At 57.3% G+C, this 20,563-nt stretch carries 18 protein-coding genes; 6 read left to right on the top strand and 12 right to left on the bottom strand.

Translation table 11 applies throughout. The features are described 5' to 3' along the window. Positions 1-42: 42 nt before the first annotated feature. Positions 43-1,005: a hydrogen peroxide-inducible genes activator gene (locus HMPREF3148_RS07835; protein ID WP_049063414.1), complete on the bottom strand. Its 963-nt coding sequence runs from the start codon at positions 1,003-1,005 to the stop codon at positions 43-45. A 158-nt stretch (positions 1,006-1,163) separates the two neighbouring features. On the opposite strand from HMPREF3148_RS07835, the gene HMPREF3148_RS07830 reads away from it, so the two are divergent. Further along, entirely contained in the window at positions 1,164-1,757 is a 594-nt protein-coding gene (locus HMPREF3148_RS07830) for a peroxiredoxin (protein ID WP_005529057.1), read from the top strand. Between the two features lie 135 nt (positions 1,758-1,892). Further along, positions 1,893-2,417, top strand: a complete 525-nt coding sequence (locus HMPREF3148_RS07825) for an alkylhydroperoxidase, AhpD family (protein WP_005529058.1) — start codon at positions 1,893-1,895, stop codon at positions 2,415-2,417. 162 nt (positions 2,418-2,579) lie between these two features. Here HMPREF3148_RS07825 and HMPREF3148_RS07820 read toward each other — a convergent pair whose 3' ends face one another. Both HMPREF3148_RS07820 and HMPREF3148_RS07815 read right to left on the bottom strand, forming a co-directional pair. Further along, positions 2,580-5,123, bottom strand: coding sequence for a DEAD/DEAH box helicase (locus tag HMPREF3148_RS07820; RefSeq protein ID WP_070508979.1), 2,544 nt, complete (start codon positions 5,121-5,123; stop codon positions 2,580-2,582). 63 nt (positions 5,124-5,186) lie between these two features. Beyond that, entirely contained in the window at positions 5,187-6,281 is a 1,095-nt protein-coding gene (locus HMPREF3148_RS07815; RefSeq protein WP_070508977.1) for a PAC2 family protein, read from the bottom strand. Positions 6,282-6,620: 339 nt separating this feature from the next. Here HMPREF3148_RS07815 and HMPREF3148_RS07810 point away from each other — a divergent pair, with 339 nt between their 5' ends. Continuing rightward, the gene (locus HMPREF3148_RS07810; RefSeq protein ID WP_065420401.1) at positions 6,621-7,739 is read left to right on the top strand and encodes a DUF4192 domain-containing protein; all 1,119 of its coding nucleotides are present in this window, start codon (positions 6,621-6,623) and stop codon (positions 7,737-7,739) included. Between the two features lies 1 nt (position 7,740). Here the strand turns inward: HMPREF3148_RS07810 and galE are convergent, their stop codons facing one another. From galE to HMPREF3148_RS07765, 9 genes are all read right to left on the bottom strand, one after another. Further along, a complete protein-coding gene (gene galE / locus HMPREF3148_RS07805) occupies positions 7,741-8,727 on the bottom strand; it encodes a UDP-glucose 4-epimerase GalE (RefSeq protein ID WP_049063015.1) in 987 nt (328 codons plus the stop codon). Continuing rightward, positions 8,728-9,408: a metal-dependent transcriptional regulator gene (locus HMPREF3148_RS07800; protein WP_049192095.1), complete on the bottom strand. Its 681-nt coding sequence runs from the start codon at positions 9,406-9,408 to the stop codon at positions 8,728-8,730. It lies immediately after the preceding gene. A gap of 290 nt (positions 9,409-9,698) precedes the next feature. Continuing rightward, a complete protein-coding gene (locus tag HMPREF3148_RS07795) occupies positions 9,699-10,712 on the bottom strand; it encodes a sigma-70 family RNA polymerase sigma factor (RefSeq protein WP_005529064.1) in 1,014 nt (337 codons plus the stop codon). 178 nt (positions 10,713-10,890) lie between these two features. Next, positions 10,891-11,643: a helix-turn-helix transcriptional regulator gene (locus HMPREF3148_RS07790; protein ID WP_049063016.1), complete on the bottom strand. Its 753-nt coding sequence runs from the start codon at positions 11,641-11,643 to the stop codon at positions 10,891-10,893. A 113-nt stretch (positions 11,644-11,756) separates the two neighbouring features. After that, the gene (locus tag HMPREF3148_RS07785) at positions 11,757-13,133 is read right to left on the bottom strand and encodes an L-serine ammonia-lyase (RefSeq protein WP_049063017.1); all 1,377 of its coding nucleotides are present in this window, start codon (positions 13,131-13,133) and stop codon (positions 11,757-11,759) included. Positions 13,134-13,184: 51 nt separating this feature from the next. After that, a complete protein-coding gene (locus HMPREF3148_RS07780) occupies positions 13,185-14,540 on the bottom strand; it encodes an SLC5/6 family protein (RefSeq protein WP_236081456.1) in 1,356 nt (451 codons plus the stop codon). 420 nt (positions 14,541-14,960) lie between these two features. Next, positions 14,961-15,416 (bottom strand): D-aminoacyl-tRNA deacylase, encoded by a 456-nt coding sequence (dtd, locus tag HMPREF3148_RS07775; protein ID WP_049063019.1) that lies wholly within the window; start codon positions 15,414-15,416, stop codon positions 14,961-14,963. Continuing rightward, positions 15,416-17,077 carry a DUF7782 domain-containing protein gene (locus HMPREF3148_RS07770; protein ID WP_049063020.1) on the bottom strand — a complete coding sequence of 554 codons (1,662 nt, stop codon included), beginning with the start codon at positions 17,075-17,077 and terminating at the stop codon, positions 15,416-15,418. The genes dtd and HMPREF3148_RS07770 overlap by 1 nt, the downstream gene beginning before the upstream one ends. Further along, entirely contained in the window at positions 17,074-17,553 is a 480-nt protein-coding gene (locus HMPREF3148_RS07765) for a DUF3099 domain-containing protein (RefSeq protein ID WP_168712801.1), read from the bottom strand. Before HMPREF3148_RS07765 ends, HMPREF3148_RS07770 begins: the two co-directional genes overlap by 4 nt. A 51-nt stretch (positions 17,554-17,604) precedes the next feature. Here HMPREF3148_RS07765 and HMPREF3148_RS07760 point away from each other — a divergent pair, with 51 nt between their 5' ends. From HMPREF3148_RS07760 to HMPREF3148_RS07750, 3 genes are all read left to right on the top strand, one after another. Continuing rightward, positions 17,605-17,856 (top strand): DUF3039 domain-containing protein, encoded by a 252-nt coding sequence (locus HMPREF3148_RS07760; protein ID WP_005529078.1) that lies wholly within the window; start codon positions 17,605-17,607, stop codon positions 17,854-17,856. 20 nt (positions 17,857-17,876) lie between these two features. Next, on the top strand, positions 17,877-19,658 hold the full coding sequence (locus HMPREF3148_RS07755; protein WP_049063036.1) for a DEAD/DEAH box helicase: 1,782 nt from the start codon (positions 17,877-17,879) through the stop codon (positions 19,656-19,658). A 191-nt stretch (positions 19,659-19,849) separates the two neighbouring features. After that, positions 19,850-20,440, top strand: a complete 591-nt coding sequence (locus HMPREF3148_RS07750) for a stage III sporulation AC/AD family protein (protein ID WP_049063021.1) — start codon at positions 19,850-19,852, stop codon at positions 20,438-20,440. The last annotated feature ends 123 nt before the right edge of the window (positions 20,441-20,563 follow it).

Here is a 20,563-nt window from a genome sequence, read left to right as displayed (position 1 = left end):
TTTGATGAACCGTGCAGCCGGGGATTTGCGATCGCCTGGCCTCTACTTAGCTGGGGTTTCGACGGACCGGGAGCGTTTCAGAGCATCTTCGAAAGCTTTGGTGACTAGGTTTCCGAACTCGCGAAACTCGTCAGCGCGTGCGGCAGAGTTGCGGAATACGAGACCAACGTTGCGTTCTGCAGTGACCGAAGAATCGAAGTGTGCGACCTTGAGGCGAGGGTTGATGCACTCTGTGGCAATAGCAGACTCTGGGACGAGTGTGGCGCCTAGGCCACCCATGACCAGTTGTAGGATCGTGGTCAATGAAGAAGCTCGAGTGACCGAATTGGTAGCTTCTGACGGGTTGACGCGAGCTTTCCGGCACAGGTCGAGGACTTGGTTACGCAGACAGTGGCCGTCATCGAGGAGGAGCAGGTTGAGATGGTCAAGATTGCTCAGCTTGAGATCATCACGGCCAGCCAGTGGGTGCTCGGGATCGGTAACGACAACGAAGTTCTCGGAATACAAGGAAACATCAACCATGCCGGCAGCTTCGGAAGGCAGCGCAATGATGGCTAGATCAAGCTGTCCATCGCGTAGTTTTTCGAGAAGGTGTTCCGTCTGTTCCTCCACGAATCGGGGCTCCAAGTCCGGATATATTTCCAAAAGCTCGCCCAAAAGCGCGGGGAGAATATATGGCGCAATCGTGGGGATAACGCCAATGGTGAGGGGGCCGGTTAACGTACCGTGTGCGCCCCGTGCATGGGCGAGAAAAGCGTCAGCGGCTTCCAAGGTTGCCTTGGCGTAGGGGAGAAGCTTTTCTCCCGTGGCAGTGACGATGACTTTGCGCGTGGAGCGCTCGATGAGCTGCACTCCAAGGCCTTGTTCGAGTGCGACTAATGCTTGGGAAAGGGAAGGCTGAGAGATTTCAAGCTTGGTTGCGGCGGTGCCAAAGTGCTTGTTTTCCGCAATGGTGACGAAGGTACGCAGCTGGGCGAGTGTAGGGCGATACTCTTTATTGTGCATGCCTATAACTCTAACATTTATAAATAGGATTTCCTATTGACACCGGAAGAATTAATTGGCATACTTGACGGTGTTGGGCAAAAGCCCTGGCAGTGGGATAAAATCCACTACTTTTATTGACGTATTAGCACTTCACCTATAAGGAGATGTCAGTTTCCATGCCTATCTTGACTGTTGGCGAGAAGTTCCCAGAGTTCGACCTCACTGCACTTAAGGGCGGTGACCTCCACGACGTCAACGCAAACCAGCCGGAGGATTACTTCGAGCAGGTTTCCCTCGATAAGTACCAGGGCAAGTGGAAGGTCGTGTTCTTCTACCCGAAGGACTTCACCTTCGTTTGCCCAACCGAGATCGCAGCCTTCGGCAAGCTGGATGAAGAGTTCCAGGATCGCGACACTCAGATTCTCGGTGGCTCCACCGACAACGAGTTCGCTCACTTCAACTGGCGTGCAACTCACCCAGAGCTGAAGGAAATTCCTTTCCCGATGTTCTCTGACATTCGCCACGACCTGATCCGCGCCCTCGGCGTTGAGAATGCTGCTGGCGTTGCAGACCGTGCAACCTTCATCATCGACCCGGACGGCATCATCCAGTTCGTTTCCGTTACTCCGGACGCTGTTGGCCGTAACGTTGACGAGGTTCTCCGCGTCCTCGACGCACTGCAGTCCGAAGAAGTTTGCGCCTGCAACTGGGAGGCAAACGATCCGACCAAGAACATCAACAAGCTCGACGTCGTTCAGTCTGCTCTCTAAGGGTGACTAAACCGCGCGTGCTAGGCCACGCGTGGTAATCACGCGGGATGATAAAGCCCCCTCGGGCAACCGAAGGGGCTTTCCTTTGAACTTCTTCTGAAAATCACTTATTAAAAACGCTAAGGAGCACAAGATATGTCTATCGATAACCTGAAGTCTTCCCTTCCGGAGTACGCAAAGGACCAGAAGCTGAACCTGGGCACCCTGGCTCGTTCCACCGAGCTGAACGAGGAGCAGCTGTGGGGCTCCATGTTGGCTGCTGCTGCCGCAACCCGCAACGACACCGTTCTTTCCGAGATCATCGAGGAAGCAAAGGAGCACCTGTCTGAGGCTGCTGTTGAGGCTGCTCTCGGTGCCGCAACCGTCATGGCTATGAACAACGTTGCATACCGCGCTAAGGGCTGGCTCGGCGATGACTTCGCTCAGGTTAAGTTCGGTCTGCGTATGAACATCATCTCCAAGCCAGGCGTAGAGAAGGCCAACTTCGAGCTGTGGAACACCGTTGTCTCCGCAATCAACGGCTGCGAGCACTGCCTCGTTGCACACTCCAAGACCCTGGCTGAAGAGGGCCTGACCAAGGAGCAGGTCTGGGAGGGCATCAAGATTGCTGGTGTTATCCAGGCAGTTGCTCAGACCGTTCAGGTCGAGGCTGCTCGCTAGTCTAGGACTGGTTTAAAGCCTCGCTAAGAGATTTATGACCCGCACAATCGTGCGGGTCATTTTCCGTCTGGGCACAAGTGCTGTTTCTAGCTTTGCCTGGGGTGCCTGATACTTCGGCGGACTGGTCGTCAGAATAAATAGCAGGGGTGGGGTGGAATGTCGTTATCGTTCGATAATTAAGCTAGACAGTCGCACTTCGCCGGCCTCATCAGAAGCATCGAGGTCAACCACGGCGACGAACTGGTAACCATGGTCGCCTTCCGGATCTTTGATGATCTGCCGGACCTGCCACAAGCGGGTGTCCTGGCCCGAAAGACGGAAGAACTCAGGGCCACGTGCAGCGGGGCCAGAATCGATGTCGTCGTATTCGTCGAAGTAGTCATCGAGCGCCGCACCGAAATCGGGGATTTCCTCAAGGTAATCCAATAGCTCTGCAAGGCGTTCTTCTTTCTCTAACGCAAATAGCTGTACCAAACGGAACATGTAGTTGCGCACCATAATGCTAAACGCACGCCGGTTGGAGGTCAGCGCGGTTGGGTCCTCCACACCAAAGGCAAGCTCGCGCTCCAGATCTTCCTGCGAGATAGGGGAATCCTCGCCGGCCATCTCAGCCCACTCGTCCACGAGGGAGGAATCCACCTGCCGGATGAGCTCCCCGAGCCAGACCACGACGTCGGAAAGCTCCTCAGTGAAGTAATCATCCGGAACGGACTGCTTCAAGGTGCGCCACGCATCGGTCAGATAGCGCAGAATCACTCCCTCCGAGCGCGCCAAACCGTAGGTCGCCACCAAGTCAGAGAAGGTCATGGCGTTTTCGAGCATGTCACGAACTACAGACTTCGGACGCAACTCGAATTCCTTGACCCAGGCGTTCGTCTCCGCGAAGGTGTCATAGGCCTGTTCTAACAGCTCCTCAAGCGGCTTGGGCCACGTGATCTCCTCAACGATTGCCATGCGCTCGGTGTAATCCACGCCATCTGCCTTGAGCGCCGCAATCTCCTCGCCGCGGCGCTGCTTCTGTTGCGCGATGAGGACCTGGCGCGGATCATCCAGAATCGCCTCGTACACCGAAATCACGTCAAGGGTATACGTGTCCGATTCCGGATCAAGCAGACTCAGCGCGGCCAGCGCAAATGGCCCCAAAGGCTGGTTTAGCGCGAAGTCTCGCGGTAGCTCGCGGACCAAGTGATAGGGACGCCCGTAGATGTCGAGCCCCTTCGTGGACTTTTGCACCACACCTGAGTTCAACAGCCCGCGGAAGAGATCCAGAGCCGTCAAAATATCCTGGTTCTGCTTCGTGCGGGTGTCGTGGTTGGTGCGCAGAAGGTGCTTCATGTGCTCGTAGCCATTGCCGTGACGGGCCAGGACATTCAGCAACATCGAGTTGGATACGCGGAACTGCGAGGTGAGTTGTTCGGGTTCAGCCTCTGTAAGACGCGCAAAGGTCTTTTCCGACCACGTCACGTCACCCTCACGCGCCGACTTTTTCTTCAGCTTCTTTAGGCGCGCTGGGTCATTGCTGAGCCGGCGGCGGGCCTTGGCATTCTCGATCTCGTGCTCGGGGGCCTCGACGATGACCGTGCCTTCGGTGTCGTAACCCGCACGCCCCGCGCGGCCCGCGATCTGGTGGAACTCGCGGGATTTAAGGATGCGCTGGCGCTGACCGTCATACTTGGCCAAGCCGGTCATGAGCACGGTGCGAATAGGGACGTTGATGCCCACGCCCAAAGTATCAGTACCGCAGATAATCTTCAGCAAGCCCTTCTGCGCTAAACGCTCGACCAAACGGCGGTACTTGGGAAGCATGCCTGCGTGGTGAACACCAATGCCACGGCGCAGGAGCTTGGAGAGGTCGCGGCCGAAGGTCGTCGTAAAGCGGAAGCTCGAAAGCTCCGCGGCAATCGCCTCCTTTTCCTCAGGTGTGATGATTCCAGAAAGGGAGGTCAGCGCCTGGGCGCGCTCCGACGCCTCGCGTTGGGAAAAGTGCACTACGTACACCGGAGCTTTCCCAGACTTTAGAATCTCTTCAATCGTCTCGTGAACGGCAGTGAATACGTAGGAAAAATCTAGGGGTACAGGGCGGGTGCTGCCGGCCACGAGGGTGGTTTCGCGCCCAGTGCGCTCGGTGAGGTCTTTTTCGAGCCAGCTGGTATCTCCCAACGTGGCGGACATCAGCAGGAACTGCGCCTTGGGCAGCTCGAGCAACGGGACCTGCCAGGCCCAACCGCGGTCTGGCTCGGAGTAGTAATGGAACTCGTCCATGACCACTTGATCAATGTTGGCTTCGGCGCCGTCGCGAAGCGCAATGTTCGCCACAATCTCAGCTGTTGCCGCAATGATGGGAGCATTGCCGTTGACGGTGGCGTCACCAGTCATCATGCCCACGTTCTCCGCGCCAAAGATCTCGCACAAAGCGAAGAACTTTTCGGAGACCAGCGCCTTGATGGGAGCAGTATAAAAGCTGCGCTGCCCACGCGCGAGCGCAATGAAGTGCGCAGCGTTGGCCACCATCGACTTACCTGAGCCCGTTGGCGTGGCAAGGATGGCATTGTCGCCCGCGAGAATGCCGAGCGAGGCCTCCTCCTGTGCGGGATAAAGCGAGATTCCACGCTGATTGGTCCACGTGAGGAAGGTATCCCAGATGGCCTCATCGACGAGGGATTCTGGGACTTCGGCAAGATCGGGCAGCATCTGAGAAAGGTTCACCCTCACCACCTTAGGTGATGAGGGTGTGGGTGGCGACAAGCCCGTCGCACTGCTGGGATGGCGCTAGATATCGTCGCCCAAGTTGTTCCTGCGGTCATTGGGGCTCTGTTCACTGGAGCCCTTGTCCTCGTGGCGCTCAGCTTCTCCGGATGTTTCTTCAGCTGCTCGCTCAGCGGCGTCCTCGCGGTCATCAATCTCACTGTCGAGAATATCGTGGAGCTGCGAAGAATCCTCGTCTAAGCCTGCGAGGAAGGCCTGGAACTCGGCGCCAATCTCGTCGCCGGAAGGCACGCCTTCTTCGCCCGGCAAGAGGGCGTTCGGGTGCTTCTCGCGGTAGCGCTCGTGATAGTAGTCATACTGCTGCTCGAGCTGCTGGACGACGCCCGTGATCTCATCGGAGTCCATCACCTGCTCCTCCAGCTGCTGGTTGACGCGAGCGATGTCAGCTTCGAGGCTGCCAAGCGGCAGGTTCAGGCCAGCGGTGTTTGATACCGAGTTGAGCAGCGAGAACGTGCCTTGGGGGTACGGCGAAGAAGCCAGGTAATGGGGAACCGAGACGGTGTAACCAGCCACGTTGCGGCCCTTCTTATCCAGCGCCTTTTCCAAGAAAAGGGCAGCGGAGCCTGGGACCATCATGGTCTGTTCCATCTTCATCATGCGCCCAGTTAGCTCTTGGGAGTTGCCGTGAGCAGTAATGACCGTGGGGCGAGTGTGCGGCACAGGCATCGGAGCGGCGTAAAGGACGATGGTGTTGTGCACATCAAACTTCTCAGCGATGTTCACAACGGCGTCGGTGAAAGCTTCCCAGCGCAGGTCCGGCTCAGGGCCAGACAGCAGCAGAAAAGACTTGCCGGAATTGTCCCGCAGGACCTTGATCCCTAAGTCGGTCGGCTCAATTTCTACCGTGCGATTTGTGTCGATGGTGACCATTGGGCGACGAGAACGGTAATCGATGAGCTCATCGCCATTAAAGGACGCCAACTGGCGGCTTTCGAGTGCGGCCTTCAGGTGGTCCGCAGAAGCCTCTACAGCCTGACCGGCATCTGCATAGCCGTGCATTGCAACGATCATGGTCGGACCCTTGTCTGCGTTGGAAGAATCCTTGACCACTGGGGCCGGATATTCCAATTCGTAGATGCGCATTTGTTCTTCATGCATGCTTGCGATACCTCCTAAACCTGTGCCCGACAATACAGACTTGGCGTGCACTTATCGCTTTCAACACCACCCTGCAGGCAAGTATTCCCACTGGATTTTCACCAGTAGATATGGTGAAGCCGGAGACCTAAGCCTAAGGATGAGCCTTAAGGATTAGCTCTGTGCTGAAAGGTTGGTTTCTTGATCTTGCCCTATACAGACAAGTTACGCTAGAAATTCGCCAAATGGCTGTGGATAACCTTGAAATTGGCGTGGCCTCGCGGTGAGTTATCCACAAAACTTAGGCGCTGGCCAAAATGAACCTAGAAGTAGCTTGCATGCTTCCCGCACCCTAGGTGCATGACCAACTACTTGAACCAACGCAAATCATCTGCACCCATCAATACGCCGGGACATCTCCTTGCCAACGTACCTGGAGCTCTAGGTTTCTATCCCACGGATTCCGTCATATTCATGACCTTCGAGCCTTGCCCACAGGGGATGGCAATGGGACCCGTTGCTCGAATCGATTTTGACGATGCCCAGGAAGCCTTGCCGGAAATTTGGGAGACCATTGTCTCGCCCCAAACCGAGGGCGTGTTCGCGTTCTTTATCACTGAACGCCCCATGGACGAGGTGGAAGCGCTCGCTGAATGGATGTATGCGCTGCATAAGCACACGCACGGAATGGATATCGATGCAGCGTGGCACACCACTGAGATTGTTACGGGCGCGCGCTACGAGATTCTCTTCGGGGTGGTAAACCACGAGGGGAATGGTCCCATGAAGAAGTGGCGGGAGGGGCCGATCCCAGCGCTTACCGACGCCCCGACCATGCAGCATTGCGTGGGCAAGGAGCTCATTCCTGAGCTTAGTAGGGAAGAGCTCTATCAGAAGTTTGCGCGTGATAATCCTCGTCTGTCGCGCGAGGAATCTAAGCGGATCGCGAAACGAGCTTTAGCCCACGCGCGCCAGTTTCGGGCGGAGGTAGAGCTGAGTGATGATGACCCGGACTCTGCCATTGAGGACTTCCTGGGTGATGCATGGTGGCAGCTGCGCTGTCTCGACGATTTAGACGCCACGCTTGGCGACGTCGAGGCTCTCGAGACATGTGCCACCTGGATGGCTACCACGTGGTCCAGGGACCTAGTCATCGCGCAGTTGTGCCAACAGCCAGACAAGGCAAGCGTGCTCCTCCTTGCCACTGCCCGCACCTTTGAGGGCGTCATCCGGTATAACGCGCTCGCGCTGTATGCCATTATTCAGATGCAGCTTGATCGCGGTCAACTAGCTGGCCCTGCTCTAAACGTCTTAACCGAGGAAGCGCCAGAACATTCGCTGGGTGGTTTGGTGCATCAGATCTTCCGCCTTGGGCTTTCGGAGAAACTGGTGGATGTATTGCGTACAGCGTCCGACGTGGCGCGTCAGATGGTCGGGCAGGCGCGGCACGACGCTGAAGGCGCTGGGGAGGTGGCTTGAGCTAGACGCGCTTTGCGGAGTGTGCTTTGTCGCCCAGTTCCTTGGTGAAATTCCACGCGTCGGTGACGATGGTCTCCAGGTCAGTACGAGTGGGGTTCCATCCGAGCTCTGCCTTGATCTTCTCGGAGGACGCAACCAGGGTGGCTGGGTCGCCGGCTCGCCGGGGTGCGATCTCCGCAGGGATCTCGTGGCCGGTGACCTTGCGGCACATTTCGATGACTTCCTTGACGGAATAACCGTCGCCAGAGCCCAAATTGTAGATGCGGTGGGTGCCTTCGGTGTTGGTTTTCAGCGCCAGAACGTGGGCATCTGCGAGGTCGCGGATGTGGATGTAGTCCCTGACCGCGGTGCCGTCGGCGGTGGGGTAGTCATCGCCGAACATGAAGATCTTGTCGCGGTGGCCAAGCGCCACCTGGAGTACCAGCGGAATGAGATGGGTCTCGATGGCGCGGTTCTCACCAATAGAGCCGTATGCACCGGCGACGTTGAAGTAACGCAGCGAGGTAGCGCCGAGACCGTAGGCCTTGGCGAAAGACGTGATGATGTAGTCGATGGACAGCTTTGACGCACCGTAGGGATTAGTAGGCTGAGTCGGCATATCCTCCGTGATTGGAACCTGCTTTGGTTCACCATAGGTCGCAGCGGTGGAAGAGAAAACAAGGTTCTTTACGCCGTGCGCACGCATGGCGTTCAAAAGTTTGAGGGAGGTGACTACGTTGTGCTCCCAGTAGTCTGCTGGAATCTCTACCGACTCGCCGACCAACGAGCGGGCAGCGAAGTGGACTACGCCTTCAAAACCACCTTCGGCAAGTACCTCTTCGACAACATCGGCTACGTCACCTTCAACAAGGCGTGCCCCGGCGGGGACGGCTTCGCGATTGCCGGTGCTGAAATTGTCAATGATCGTGACGTCGTGGCCTTCTTCGACCAGAACTGCCGCGCAAACAGAACCTACGTAACCGGCACCGCCGGTGACTAGAAGCTTCACTTATTTCACCTCAATACGAATTGCGTGTGCGAGATCATCAAGTAGTTCGATGGTGGCACCAGACTCGGTGGTGAGGGTGACTGTGCCATTGTTGTTCACGACGGTGACGGGCGCGCCGACAACGACTCCTGCTTCGTAGATTTGGCGGAAGGTCTCGGTATCTACCTGCAGAATCTCATTGATCTGCATGATTGTTGCGGGAGTCTCTTCGCCGTTGGGCAGATCGATGGCACGGGTGCCGCTTGGAATATCCTTGTCTTCAGCGCCGAGCTGATCAAGAGCTGGGATTGGATTACCAAAAGGGGAGCGGGTGGAATCAGGGAGTACAGCAACAACGCGTTTTTCCACTTCTTCACTCATGACGTGTTCCCAGCGGCAGGCCTCGTCGTGGACCTGGTGGATGTCGAGCCCGAGGACGTCGGTAAGCAGGCGCTCTGCAAGTCGGTGCTTGCGCATAACAGCGGTGGCTAGTTCGCGACCTGCGGGAGTGAGATCTAGGCTGCGGTCAGTGCGAACGCGGAGCAGACCATCGCGTTCCATACGAGCGACAGTTTGGGACACCGTAGGACCTGACTGTTCGAGACGCTCAGCGATACGGGCGCGCAGCGGCGTGATGCCTTCTTCCTCAAGCTCATAAATAGTACGCAGGTACATTTCAGTGGTATCAACGAGGTCCCTCACGTGGGCAAACCCTTTCTGCATGATAGGGAGCGCCGAAAATGCTGCCGACCATTCCTCGGAGAGAAGAGTGGCCACCTAGCTCGGTGCCTTCGAACAATAACTAAACAATACCGCACTTTGTGATCTAAGTAGCTTAGGTCTAATCGCATTTACTACTTAGCCGGGCAGTATGGGCGGTTACCCACCTACCTATTAAACGCAAAGACCCTACCGGGTATTCCCTATAAATGGGAATTTCTCAGGCAGGGTCTGTCATCTCAGGATTTGTGGGCTTAAATGCGTGGGAAAGTCTACAGCGCGTACTCGCGGAGGCGATCCGCACGATTGCCGTCTCGCAGCTTTGCCATCACTTCGCGCTCGATCTGGCGGACGCGTTCGCGGGAAAGCCCAAATTTACGGCCAATCTGGTCGAGCGTGCGCGGGACACCGTCGTCCAAGCCATAACGCAAACGGATGACATCCTGCTCGCGTTCTTCCAAGGTTTCGATGACGCCACGGATGTCGGAGTGACGCATTGCGGCAACGACTGCGGTTTCAGCATCCGTTGCTTCTGCATCCTCGATGAAGTCGCCGAGTGGTGCTTCTTCATCGGTGCCGACTGGCATATCCAAGGAAACAGGGTCGCGGGATTGGCGCAGAAGCATCTCAATCTTCGACTCCTCGATACCGGACTCTTCAGCGAGCTCTTCGTTGGTGGCTTCGCGGCCCAAGGACTGGTACATCTCGCGCTTGATGCGGGAGAGCTTATTGACCTGTTCGACCAAGTGGACTGGGAGGCGGATGGTGCGCGACTGATCTGCCATGCCGCGGGTGATGGCCTGGCGAATCCACCACGTTGCGTAGGTGGAGAATTTGAAGCCCTTGGCGTAGTCGAACTTCTCCATGGCGCGGATTAGGCCAAGGTTGCCTTCCTGGATTAGGTCGAGGAGCGGCATTCCGCGACCGGTGTAGCGCTTGGCCAATGAAACGACGAGGCGAAGATTTGCTTCCAGCAGGTGGGAACGAGCCTTCTTGCCCTCGCGAACCAAGATCTTGAGGTCGCGCTTTTCGGCGCGGGTGATCTTTTCTGCATTCGCGAGTTTGTACTCTGCGTAAAGGCCAACTTCGATGCGCTGGGCGAGCTCTACCTCGTCTTCGGCGCTGAGCAGAGCAGTTTTGCCGATGCCGTTGAGATAAACGCGAACCAGATCGGCGGACGGATTGTCATTGGTTTGATTACGACGCGAACCGCGATCAACTTCCTGCTCTTCTGCGAGTGAGTCTTTACCAAGGTCAGCAGCGGTGCTGTCGGACTTGTTGGCCATGTCGAGCCTCCTGAGGTTGCGGCTTGTTACAACATGTACAACGGCCCTCGGACCCTTTTAGTTCCCGTGTCTAAAAATTTTTCGAGTTCTATGCCGGAAAGGGGCTGACCCTCCCCGCAAATGGGGGAGGGTCTGGGAGGGGCTTGCCCAAAGGCGCTAGAAGCGTGGAGCGAGGTACCTAATTGCGCACCTTGACTAGATAACGGTAGATGGTGGGTTCGGAGACCCCAAGGCGTTGTGCTGCTGCGCTAATGCCACCTTTGAGGAGGAAGAACCCGTTTTCTTCCAGGGTGCGGACAACCTCGATGCGTTCATCGCGTTGCATGCGATCAACGGGGGCATTTTGGGTTGCAATAGCGGCATCGAGCATCGATTCGAGCAAATTCTCAACGTTGTCGCGGAGAGATTCGCTGACCGCTTCTTCCTCGGCAGCGGGCTGGGTGACAATGGTCTGAGCGACCTGAGTGCCTGGGTATCCGCCGAAGGCTTGGGTCTTGTCCTTGGCTTCTTCGGTGTTGCCAATGAGGAAGTTGGCAGCGTTGCGGATAGCAACAAGATCCGAAATGTCCACATTAATACACAGCATGCCGCGCATGTGGCCAGTCGAATCGCGGAGGAAATAGCTGGAGGAGTGGCAAATCTTTCCCTCAGCATTGACAGCCCGGTAACCGGTCATCATGGGTACTGCGGCTGCGTCGCCTTGCTTCATAAACCATAAAGCGAAGTCCGTGACCGGGCCGCCGATTTTGCGTCCTGAAATATGGCCATTTGCGATTGCAATGATGGACTGGTCCGGTACATCGAGATCGTGCAAGACGATTTCAGTGTTTGGGCCCAAGGCTTGGCCTAGAAATTCGACGAGAGGTACATACTGCCCGAGGAAATCTTGGTCAATGCCGTGACTGTTGAGCTCATTCATCAGTTGAAGCATGTCCTTGTGTTCCTGACATTTAGATAGATGGATAGATATTAGCACAAGATAAGGCGGATGAACACGAGCGGCGTAGCGCTGTGTTCACCCGCCCTTTGGGTGACTTCGGAATGCTAGCCGCACACCGGAATTGGAGGATGAACAGCCAACGCGAGGCCGCCTTGTGAAGTCTCGCGGTACTTGGCATTCAAGTCCTTGCCAGTCTTGTACATGGTCCAGATGACCTCGTCGAGGCTGACGCATGGCTTGCTCTCACGTTCGAGGGCCATGCGGGCACTGGTGATTGAGTCAACTGCAGCCACAGCATTACGCTCAATGCAAGGGACCTGTACTTGGCCGAGGACTGGGTCACAGGTCAGGCCAAGCTTGTGCTCCATGCCAATCTCGGCAGCTACGCACACTTGTTCTGGGGTGCCACCCATGAGTTGAGCCAAGCCACCTGCGGCCATTGAGCAGGCAACACCGATTTCGCCTTGGCAACCGACCTCTGCACCCGAGATGGATGCATTCATCTTGTACAGCGAAGCAATTTGGTTGCAAGCGAAGATGTAGTCCGCAAACATATCCTCGGTAACCGGCTCGACAAACTTGTCGTAGTACGCAAGCACTGCTGGAACAACGCCGCAGGCGCCGTTGGTTGGGGCAGTGACAACGCGGCCACATGATGCGTTTTCCTCTGAGATTGCCAGTGCAAACATGTTGACCCAGCTGAGGATGTTCAAGCCGTCATGCGGCTCTTCCTTTTCCAAGCGACGCTTTAGGGCAGCCGCGCGGCGCGGAACGAGAAGGGCACCAGGCAGCGGGCCGTCGGAGGAGGAGCCGCGGACAATGCCGGTGTACATGACGTCGCGAACCTTGCGAAGGTGCTCACGAACTTCTTCTTCGGAGCGAAGCGCAAGCTCATTAGCCATGCCCAACTCTGGGAGGGTCATGTTGTTTGTCTCACACAGGGCAAGCATTTCAGCAGCGCTGGCGTAGGTATAAGGAACCTTGATGTTGTCCTCGCCGCGCTTGGCAAAGTCTTCCTGGGAGACAATGAACCCGCCGCCGATGGAGTAGTAGGTCTTGTGCAGGAGTTCTTCTTCGTCGCCGTCGAAGGCGATGAGGCACATGCCGTTCTCATGCATCGGTAGGTATTCATTGTGGAAGAAGAAGCCGCCTTCTTTCGGGAAGTCAACTTCGCGGGTACCGCCAAGCATGAGCTTTTCGGAGGCGTGGATGTTCTTGACGAACTCGGAGATCCCGTCAATGTCAACGGTTTCCGGCTCCTCCCCGGCAAGGCCCAGGAGGATGGCCTTGTCGGTGGAGTGGCCGATACCTGTTAGAGACAGGGAGCCGTAGACATTAGCTTGAATGCGAGTGACGTGCTCGAACAGTTCCTTTTCCTTGAGCTCATCAACAAACGCCTTGCCAGCTTTCATTGGGCCAAGCGTGTGTGAGCTTGAGGGGCCGATGCCAATCTTGAACATATCGAAGATGCTGATGAACATTGCTTTTCCTTGAATCCTCAGAGTTTCCAGATTTCCGGTTCGTACTCTGACCTAGAAGGCCTGGACGATGGTGTAGATGATGGTGGCGAGGGCGATGAGGCCCATGAAGAAGACGAAGTAGTTGGAAGCCTTGCCCTTGAAGCGAGCCAGTGCGGGAACCTTGTGGATTGCCCACATCGGGATGAGGAAGAGGATGAGTGCAATCGTCGGGCCACACAGGGTTTCAATCATGCCCAGGATGGATGGGTCTGCCCAAGCGGTCAGCCATGCGGTAACCAGCATGAAGATGAGGGTGATAGTGCCAAGCTTGCGAGCGGTTGCAGCGTCGTCCTTTTCGAGGTTCTTGTTGCCCTTGAGGATGAGGCCTTCGAAGCCTTCAGCAGCGCCGAGGTAGTGGCCGAGGAAGGACTTTGCAACAGCGACCATTGCGATAATCGGTGCAATCCACTGGATGATCGGGGTATCGAAGTGGTTAGCCAGGTAGGACAGGATGGTGATGTTCTGGGACTTTGCTTCTGCCATGTCAGCTGGGGACAGCGCCAGAGCGCAGGAGAAGACGAAGAACATGACGACGACGACCATGAGGATTTCTGCGCGCAGCAGGGTCTTACGTGCCTTGACCTCAGCGAACTTGCCGTAGGTCTCGCGGCGGTCAACTGCGAAGGAGGAAATCATCGGGGAGTGGTTGAAGGAGAAGACCATAACCGGAACTAGGAGCATCAGGGTGACGCCCAAGCTGTGGCCGGAAGCTTCACGAGCAACGTTCAGGTCGAAGGAATCGAACAGTGCAGTGTTCCACTTCGGGATGAGGTAGACGGATAGCAGAACCAGAACGCCGATGAACGGGTAGACCAGCCAAGACATGACCTTGACGATGACATCTTTGCCCATGCGGACGATGAGGATGAGACCACCGACCAGCAGGAGGGAGGTCAGCCAGCGTGCCGGCGGGGTAATACCGATTTGGTTCTGGAGGAAGGAATTAACCGTGTTGGTGATGGTCACGGAGTAAACCAAGAGAATCGGGTAGACGGAGAGGAAGTACAGGATGTTCATGAACACGCCTGCCTTAATTCCGAAGTGCTCCTCGACGACGTCGGTGAGGTCGCCTTCTGGCTTGGAGCTAGAGAGCACCAGGCGGGTGAGGCCACGGTGCGCCCAGTAGGTCATTGGCAGTGCCACGACCGTCATGATGAGCAGTGGGATGATGCCGCCGATGCCTGCGTTGATGGGGAGGAACAGGACGCCGGCGCCGATTGCGGTGCCAAAGAGTGACAGCATCCAGGTGAGGTCTGTCTTGTTCCACTTTGGGGCGCCGGTGGTTCCGGAGAATGGTGACTGCGATGAGTCAGCGGAAGTGGACTGTTCGGCCTTCAATGCTTTGGAGGTCTTGAGGCTCTCCGGCATGTTGGGCTTATTCTCGGGGTGATTCGCGGTGTTGTTCCGCAAGACTGAGTGAGACATTTTCTTTCTCCTGCGTCTCTAGATGGTCGACCGAAGCTTTAGAGCTTGGTGCAACCTTGCAAGCCTTGAGAATTTTCTCTCGGTTGCAATTCTGCAACTGCCTTCGGACGTTTTGCTCTTTGTCCTGCAGTTTCAGCCCTTTTTGCTTCGCTGTAATTCCATCATAAACCCGCATCGGTGAGAAGTGATAATAAATTATCGTATTGCAAGCACGTTTTTTATCACTCTTCTAAAATTTGATTTTTGCGTCAGTCTGTGCGTTGTTCAACAACCTGATGGGTGGAGTGAGGTGTCACATAGTCGAATAGAAAACGCGCAGGTGAAAAGCCTGCGCGCGTTAGGGGATTGGGCTCTGGGAAAGTTTTAGGCCTCCACGAGAACGGTGAATGGACCCTGATTTACGGATGAAACATCCATCATTGCCCCGAATTTTCCGGTCTCAACATGGAGTCCCCGTGAGAGAAGTTTTGCAGTGATTCTCTCAATTACGGGTTCTGCCTTCTCTCCCGGCGCGGCATCGGACCAGGAAGGACGACGGCCCTTGGCAGTCTTTCCGTACAAAGTAAATTGACTGACGACCAACACTGGAGCGCCAGCTTCCTCAACGCTTCTTTCACCTTCAAGAATGCGCAGTTCGGCGATCTTGCGTGCCATTTTCTCAATAGCAGCCTCGAGCTCACTGTCCGAGGACTCGGTATCAATGCGAGAAATTCCAATCAGAGCCAGAATTCCACCGGTATCTGGGCAGTCAATTTCCCCCACGACCTCACCATTTACGGTTACGGATGCGTGAGAAACACGCGTGAGAACGGCTCGCATTAATCCCCCTGTTGGTCAGTCGAGTTGTCGGAGCGGGCATCTCCCTGGAGATCGTCGCGGTCTCCTTCAGTGGTGACGCCGCTTGCAGAAGCGGTATCAACGTTGGTGAATGCTAAGAGATCTGTCGGGATGATAAGCCCATGGCGGATGAGATCGACCATTGCGGGAATCGCCGAGGCCACGAGTTCTTCTTCGTCGAAGCCCTGGGCTGCGGCATAGAGCTCGATTGTTTCTCCCAAACTCAGACCGTGCGGGTTGAGTCCTGCAACGATGGACGCGATGTGCTTGTCGACGTCGTGGGACCACCGTGGTCCTTCCGTGCGGGTTAAACGCAACGCTGCCGGCGAGAAACCCATTCCGAGCTCTCTATCTGGAAGACCGATGTCTTCTCGTGCTACGCCAGGGCGGACCTGGAAGTGCTTGGTCTCGATTTCGCCAGGGACGAGGTTGCGCAGCCATGCGATGCGCGCGAAATATTCCTCTACCTCTGGTCCCAGTGGATCTGTGAACGGTTGTGGCATGTATTCGGCAAGGATGTCGGAGGGCTCGTCGTCGCCGATTTTATGGATGGCCACGAATCCGAATCCAATTCCGGTGACATCGTGTGCAGAAAAGTGCTCAAGCCACAGCCGGGCGCGTTCGCGTCCTTCTAGCGAGCGAACGTCTACGGATTCGTCCTTGAGCCACGTCGATACATAAAGCGCAGGATCAGCCACGTCACGCTGGATGATCCATGCGGCAACACCAGTATCGGGCAGCCAAGATGCCACACGCTGCTGCCAGGATTGTTCGCCCTGATGCACCCAGGCAGCAAGGACGTGCGCGCTGCCACCCGGATTGAGGTGCTCAACTGCCTGGGAGACCACGAGTTCGCTGGCGCCATCGAGGTTGAGCCCCGAGTCACGATAAATATGGCCAACCTCAGGCAAACCCACCACAAAGGGAGGGTTAGCAACGATTCGGTCGAAGCTCATTCCTGCAACCGGCTCAAACCAGGAGCCTTGCAGGAGTTCTACCTTGTCACTTGCGTCTGCGCCTGCCGCTGCGATTGTCGCGCGTGCCAGCTCAAGGGCTCGCTCGTGCAGATCGGTCGCCGTGACATGCTCTGCGGTCGACAGCTGACCCAGTAGCTGTACACCTGAACCCGTTCCCAAGTCCAAGGCGGACTCGACTGGAGTCAGCGGAGTCGACTGGAGAAGCGAGAGGCTAGCCGCACCGACGCCTAGGACGTGGCCTGGGCCGGGTACATGATCGACGAGCCCGGCATCGACGTCGGAAAAGACTAGTCGATTCTCACCCACAATGATGTGCGGCCGGATGTCATAGGCAATGTAGACCTCGCCAACGTCGTTGCGCTGGGCGATGCCTGCATCCAGTAGTTTGGTGGCAAGCCTGGCACTCAGGACGACGGAAAGCTGCTCCGGCGTGACAGCATCGTGCAGGATAAACAGGCGGATGAGGGCGTCGAGAGTGGTATCGCCTGCAGCACCTAAGGCTACGGCCGCTGGCTCGCCACGGTGCATAGCCTCCGTGTACTCCGGCCCCAAATGTCCGGCGATGCCATCGGCGGTGAAGCCGTGCGTGGTGAGAAACTCGCTGAGTTCTGCGGCAACCTCGGCCACTGGGTACTCGGGCTGGAAAGCAGGGCCAAAGATAGTCATCGTGGGTCCTTTTCGTCGAAATCTATGTCGTGGTCAATGGTCTCAACTGGCTGATCTTCGATCGCCCTGCGTTGTTGATTGGCAATCTGCTGCGCCTGAGCTTGTGCCATCTGGCGGGCAAGAGCCGGTTTGTAGACGTTCTTTTCCCTCTTGTCCTTCGGCTGCCCCTTGCCATTGCCAATGACAACCGCAATCCACGGCAGCGGGAATGTCACGCCAATGATGAGCGTCGCGACAAGCCACGCATCGTAGAAATAGATGAGGACGCCGCCTACCAGCAGAGAAGGAACGCGCAGAAACTGCAGGATCGAGTAGATGACCTCACGTCTGTGGCGGTCTTGGCCTGGGGAGAGCTGAGCGTCCGTGATGAGGTGAGCTTCGCGGCGTCGAAAAGCGCGGCGGGGAGACCAACGCCCCGATTGTGGGGTGGCCTTCGGCCTATAACCGGACCTATCGCGCGAGTTCTTTGAGGACATGCGTACAAGGGTAGACGTGCGAGGTGCGAAGTTCGACACCAATGCGGCATTATGGGTGGGGTGAGTACGACGACTAAGACGATTGAACGTCCCGACATCCGTGAGGATTCGTCGACGACTGATAATGACACCCCAAAGTTCTTCCACTACGTGAAGAAGAACCAGATTTTGGACTCCGCCGTCAACGGTAAGTACGTCGTTGCACTGTGCGGCGAGACCTTCCCCGTAACCAAGCAGGCAAAGCCCGGCTCCCCGGTGTGCCCGGATTGTGAGCGCGTGTACAAGGGGCTGCGACGCAAGTGAGCCACCCGGTGGGTAATTCTGTGTCTCGAAACCCCAGAAGATTCGCCAACAACGGAAAGCTACGTGCCTGGCAGCAGGCCGCCCTCGATAAGTTCCTGGCCAAAAAGCCCCAGGACTTCATGGCCGTGGCAACGCCTGGCGCGGGTAAGACCACCTTCGCGCTGCGCATTGCCACGGAGCTGATGGAAGACCGCACGGTCGAGCGCGTCATCGTCGTGGTGCCTACTGAACACCTAAAGATTCAGTGGTCCCAGTCGGCCGCGCGCGTGGGCTTGGCGCTGGATCCGCACTTCTCGAATTCTTCTGCCGTGAACCCGGCGATGGACGGCATCGTGGTGACCTATGCCCAGGTGGGCATGCACCCGTTCAAGCACCGCGCGGTGGCTTCGGCGCGCCGTACGTTGGTGATCCTGGATGAGATCCACCACGCCGGTGACGCCAAGAGCTGGGGCGACGGCGTGCGCGAGGCTTATGACGACGTCGAACACCGCTTGGCGCTAACAGGTACGCCTTTCCGCTCGGATGACTCGCAGATTCCTTTCGTGCGCTACGAGGAAGACGGCGAGGGCCACCTGGTCTCGCGCTCGGATCACGCCTATAACTATGGCGATGCGCTTCGCGACGGCGTCGTGCGCCCCGTTGTGTTCTTGTCCTACTCTGGCGAGGCGCGCTGGCGTGACTCCGCGGGTGAGGAATATGCGGCCCGCCTGGGCGATATCTTGAACCCTGAGCAGACAGCCCGTGCATGGAAGACGGCGCTGGACCCGAAGGGCGAGTGGATCCCGGCGGTGCTGCAGGCCGCACACACGCGTCTGTTGCAGATGCGTCGCAACATGCCGGACGCCGGCGGCCTGGTGCTGGCTACCGATACGCAGACCGCGCGTGCCTACGCGAAGATCCTGAAGCAGATTTCCTCGACCCCGGTCTCGGTGATTTTGTCCGATGACCCGGGCTCCTCGGACCGCATTGAAGAGTTTTCCAAGTCCACCGACGAGTGGATGGTGGCAGTGCGCATGGTGTCTGAGGGCGTCGACGTCCCTCGCCTGGCGGTGGGCGTCTACGCCACCTCGGCCTCGACTCCGCTGTTCTTCGCGCAGGCAATCGGCCGCTTCGTGCGATCGCGTATGCCCGGTGAGACCGCCTCGGTGTTCCTGCCTTCCGTGCCGGTGCTGCTGGGCCTTGCTGAGAACATGGAAAAAGAACGCAACCATGTCCTGGGTGAGGAGAAGAGCCCCGATAAAGAGGGCTGGGACGACGAACTGTTAGCGGAGGCCAATAGTAAGAAGTCTGAGCCCGACATGCTCGAGCCCTCCTACGAGGCCCTCGGCGCGGAGGCGGAATTTTCCGGCCTGCTCTTTAACGGCTCGCAGTTCAACACCGGCGACATCACCGAAGACGTCGATGCGGACTTCCTGGGCATCCCCGGGCTTCTCGACGCCGACCAGGTCAAGGACCTGCTGCGCAAGAAGCAGTCGGAGGAACTCGACCGCCGCGAAGCAGAGGAGAAGGCGCGCCGGGCTGCTGAGGCTGCTGAGGAACAGCGCCGCAAGCTCTACGGCATGCAGTACGCCCCGAAGCGCCGTGAGGAACCAGCCAACAACCAAGAATCCACCGGCGTGGTGGATGAGATTGGCAACCTGCGCAAGGAGCTCAACACCGTTGTCTCCATTACCGCGCAGCGCACCGGCCGCCCCCACGGCGCCATTCACACTGAGGTCCGCAAGGCCTGCGGCGGCCCACCCACCGCGCTTTGCGACGCCGAGCAACTGCGTCAGCGCATCGATTACCTGCGCAAGTGGTAGCAGTGGTGCGGTCTAACCTCGGCCGCGCCACAAACTCCGCCACGTCACAAAACAAGCCACAGCACACTTGTCAGTGAATTCACAGGTTCCGTCAGTAACGTGGCCGCAAGCGATTGCAAACGCATAAGTTCTTAAACGCACATATTGGATAAAGGGCACGCAATTAGGGCTGCCCCAAGGAGGCCAACCACATGACCACCCCGAACAACCCAGAGAACCCGTACAACGCAAACAACCCATTTAGCAGCGACAGCACCGGCAAGCTGCCCTCCTACGGTGAGGCAACCTCCAAGGCGAACGAGGAGTACGCCCACGACGCAAACAACTACGGCGTAGACAACACCGCTCACGACCACGCCTCCCACGATGCTTACGGCACGAACGCAACCGCCGCTGGCGCCGGCTACCCGGCCTACGCTGGTGCCGATAGCCAGCCAGCAAAGAAGAACGCCGTTGCTATCTGGGCGATGGTCATCGGCATCATCGCGCTGCTGTCCCTGCTGCTGATTGTTCCGCCGCTGCTGCTCGGCCCAATCGGCATCATCGTCTCCATCATCGCGCTGATCGTTGGCCGCAATCGCCCGCAGGAGCTGCGCCGCACCTGGATGTCCATCGTCGGCCTGATTACTTCCATCCTGGCCCTCGCTGGAACCATCGTCATCATGGCCCTCGGCGTGAAGATCCTCGGCGACACCGGCGCCGCCAAGTGCTTGGAGTTGCAGGACCCTGCCCAGCAGCAGGCCTGCATGGAAGAAACCCTGGGCACCGCATCGCAGCAGTAGGGGAAATACCCACACACTGCACTAAGCAACCCCCACGAGCCCCGACCACATACGTGGTTGGAAGGCACGTGGGGGTTCTTAATGTCTCGTGGAAGTCGCACTGTCACTTGGCATCGGTAAGTG

The organism is Corynebacterium sp. HMSC05D08, assembly GCF_001807215.1.
Lineage (GTDB): Bacteria > Actinomycetota > Actinomycetes > Mycobacteriales > Mycobacteriaceae > Corynebacterium > Corynebacterium striatum.
Note: the sequence above shows the minus strand (reverse complement) of the source record. Positions and strands in the feature narration are given on the sequence as shown.

What these genes read in the sequence shown, in the direction of transcription:
- HMPREF3148_RS07835 (WP_049063414.1), bottom strand. Translation starts at nt 1,005, where the DNA reads ATGCACAATAAAGAGTATCGCCCTACACTCGCCCAGCTGCGTACCTTC.
- HMPREF3148_RS07830 (WP_005529057.1), top strand. Translation starts at nt 1,164, where the DNA reads ATGCCTATCTTGACTGTTGGCGAGAAGTTCCCAGAGTTCGACCTCACT.
- HMPREF3148_RS07825 (WP_005529058.1), top strand. Translation starts at nt 1,893, where the DNA reads ATGTCTATCGATAACCTGAAGTCTTCCCTTCCGGAGTACGCAAAGGAC.
- HMPREF3148_RS07815 (WP_070508977.1), bottom strand. Translation starts at nt 6,281, where the DNA reads ATGCATGAAGAACAAATGCGCATCTACGAATTGGAATATCCGGCCCCA.
- HMPREF3148_RS07810 (WP_065420401.1), top strand. Translation starts at nt 6,621, where the DNA reads ATGACCAACTACTTGAACCAACGCAAATCATCTGCACCCATCAATACG.
- HMPREF3148_RS07795 (WP_005529064.1), bottom strand. Translation starts at nt 10,712, where the DNA reads ATGGCCAACAAGTCCGACAGCACCGCTGCTGACCTTGGTAAAGACTCA.
- HMPREF3148_RS07790 (WP_049063016.1), bottom strand. Translation starts at nt 11,643, where the DNA reads ATGCTTCAACTGATGAATGAGCTCAACAGTCACGGCATTGACCAAGAT.
- HMPREF3148_RS07785 (WP_049063017.1), bottom strand. Translation starts at nt 13,133, where the DNA reads ATGTTCATCAGCATCTTCGATATGTTCAAGATTGGCATCGGCCCCTCA.
- HMPREF3148_RS07780 (WP_236081456.1), bottom strand. Translation starts at nt 14,540, where the DNA reads ATGCCGGAGAGCCTCAAGACCTCCAAAGCATTGAAGGCCGAACAGTCC.
- dtd (WP_049063019.1), bottom strand. Translation starts at nt 15,416, where the DNA reads ATGCGAGCCGTTCTCACGCGTGTTTCTCACGCATCCGTAACCGTAAAT.
- HMPREF3148_RS07770 (WP_049063020.1), bottom strand. Translation starts at nt 17,077, where the DNA reads ATGACTATCTTTGGCCCTGCTTTCCAGCCCGAGTACCCAGTGGCCGAG.
- HMPREF3148_RS07765 (WP_168712801.1), bottom strand. Translation starts at nt 17,553, where the DNA reads ATGTCCTCAAAGAACTCGCGCGATAGGTCCGGTTATAGGCCGAAGGCC.
- HMPREF3148_RS07760 (WP_005529078.1), top strand. Translation starts at nt 17,605, where the DNA reads ATGGGTGGGGTGAGTACGACGACTAAGACGATTGAACGTCCCGACATC.
- HMPREF3148_RS07750 (WP_049063021.1), top strand. Translation starts at nt 19,850, where the DNA reads ATGACCACCCCGAACAACCCAGAGAACCCGTACAACGCAAACAACCCA.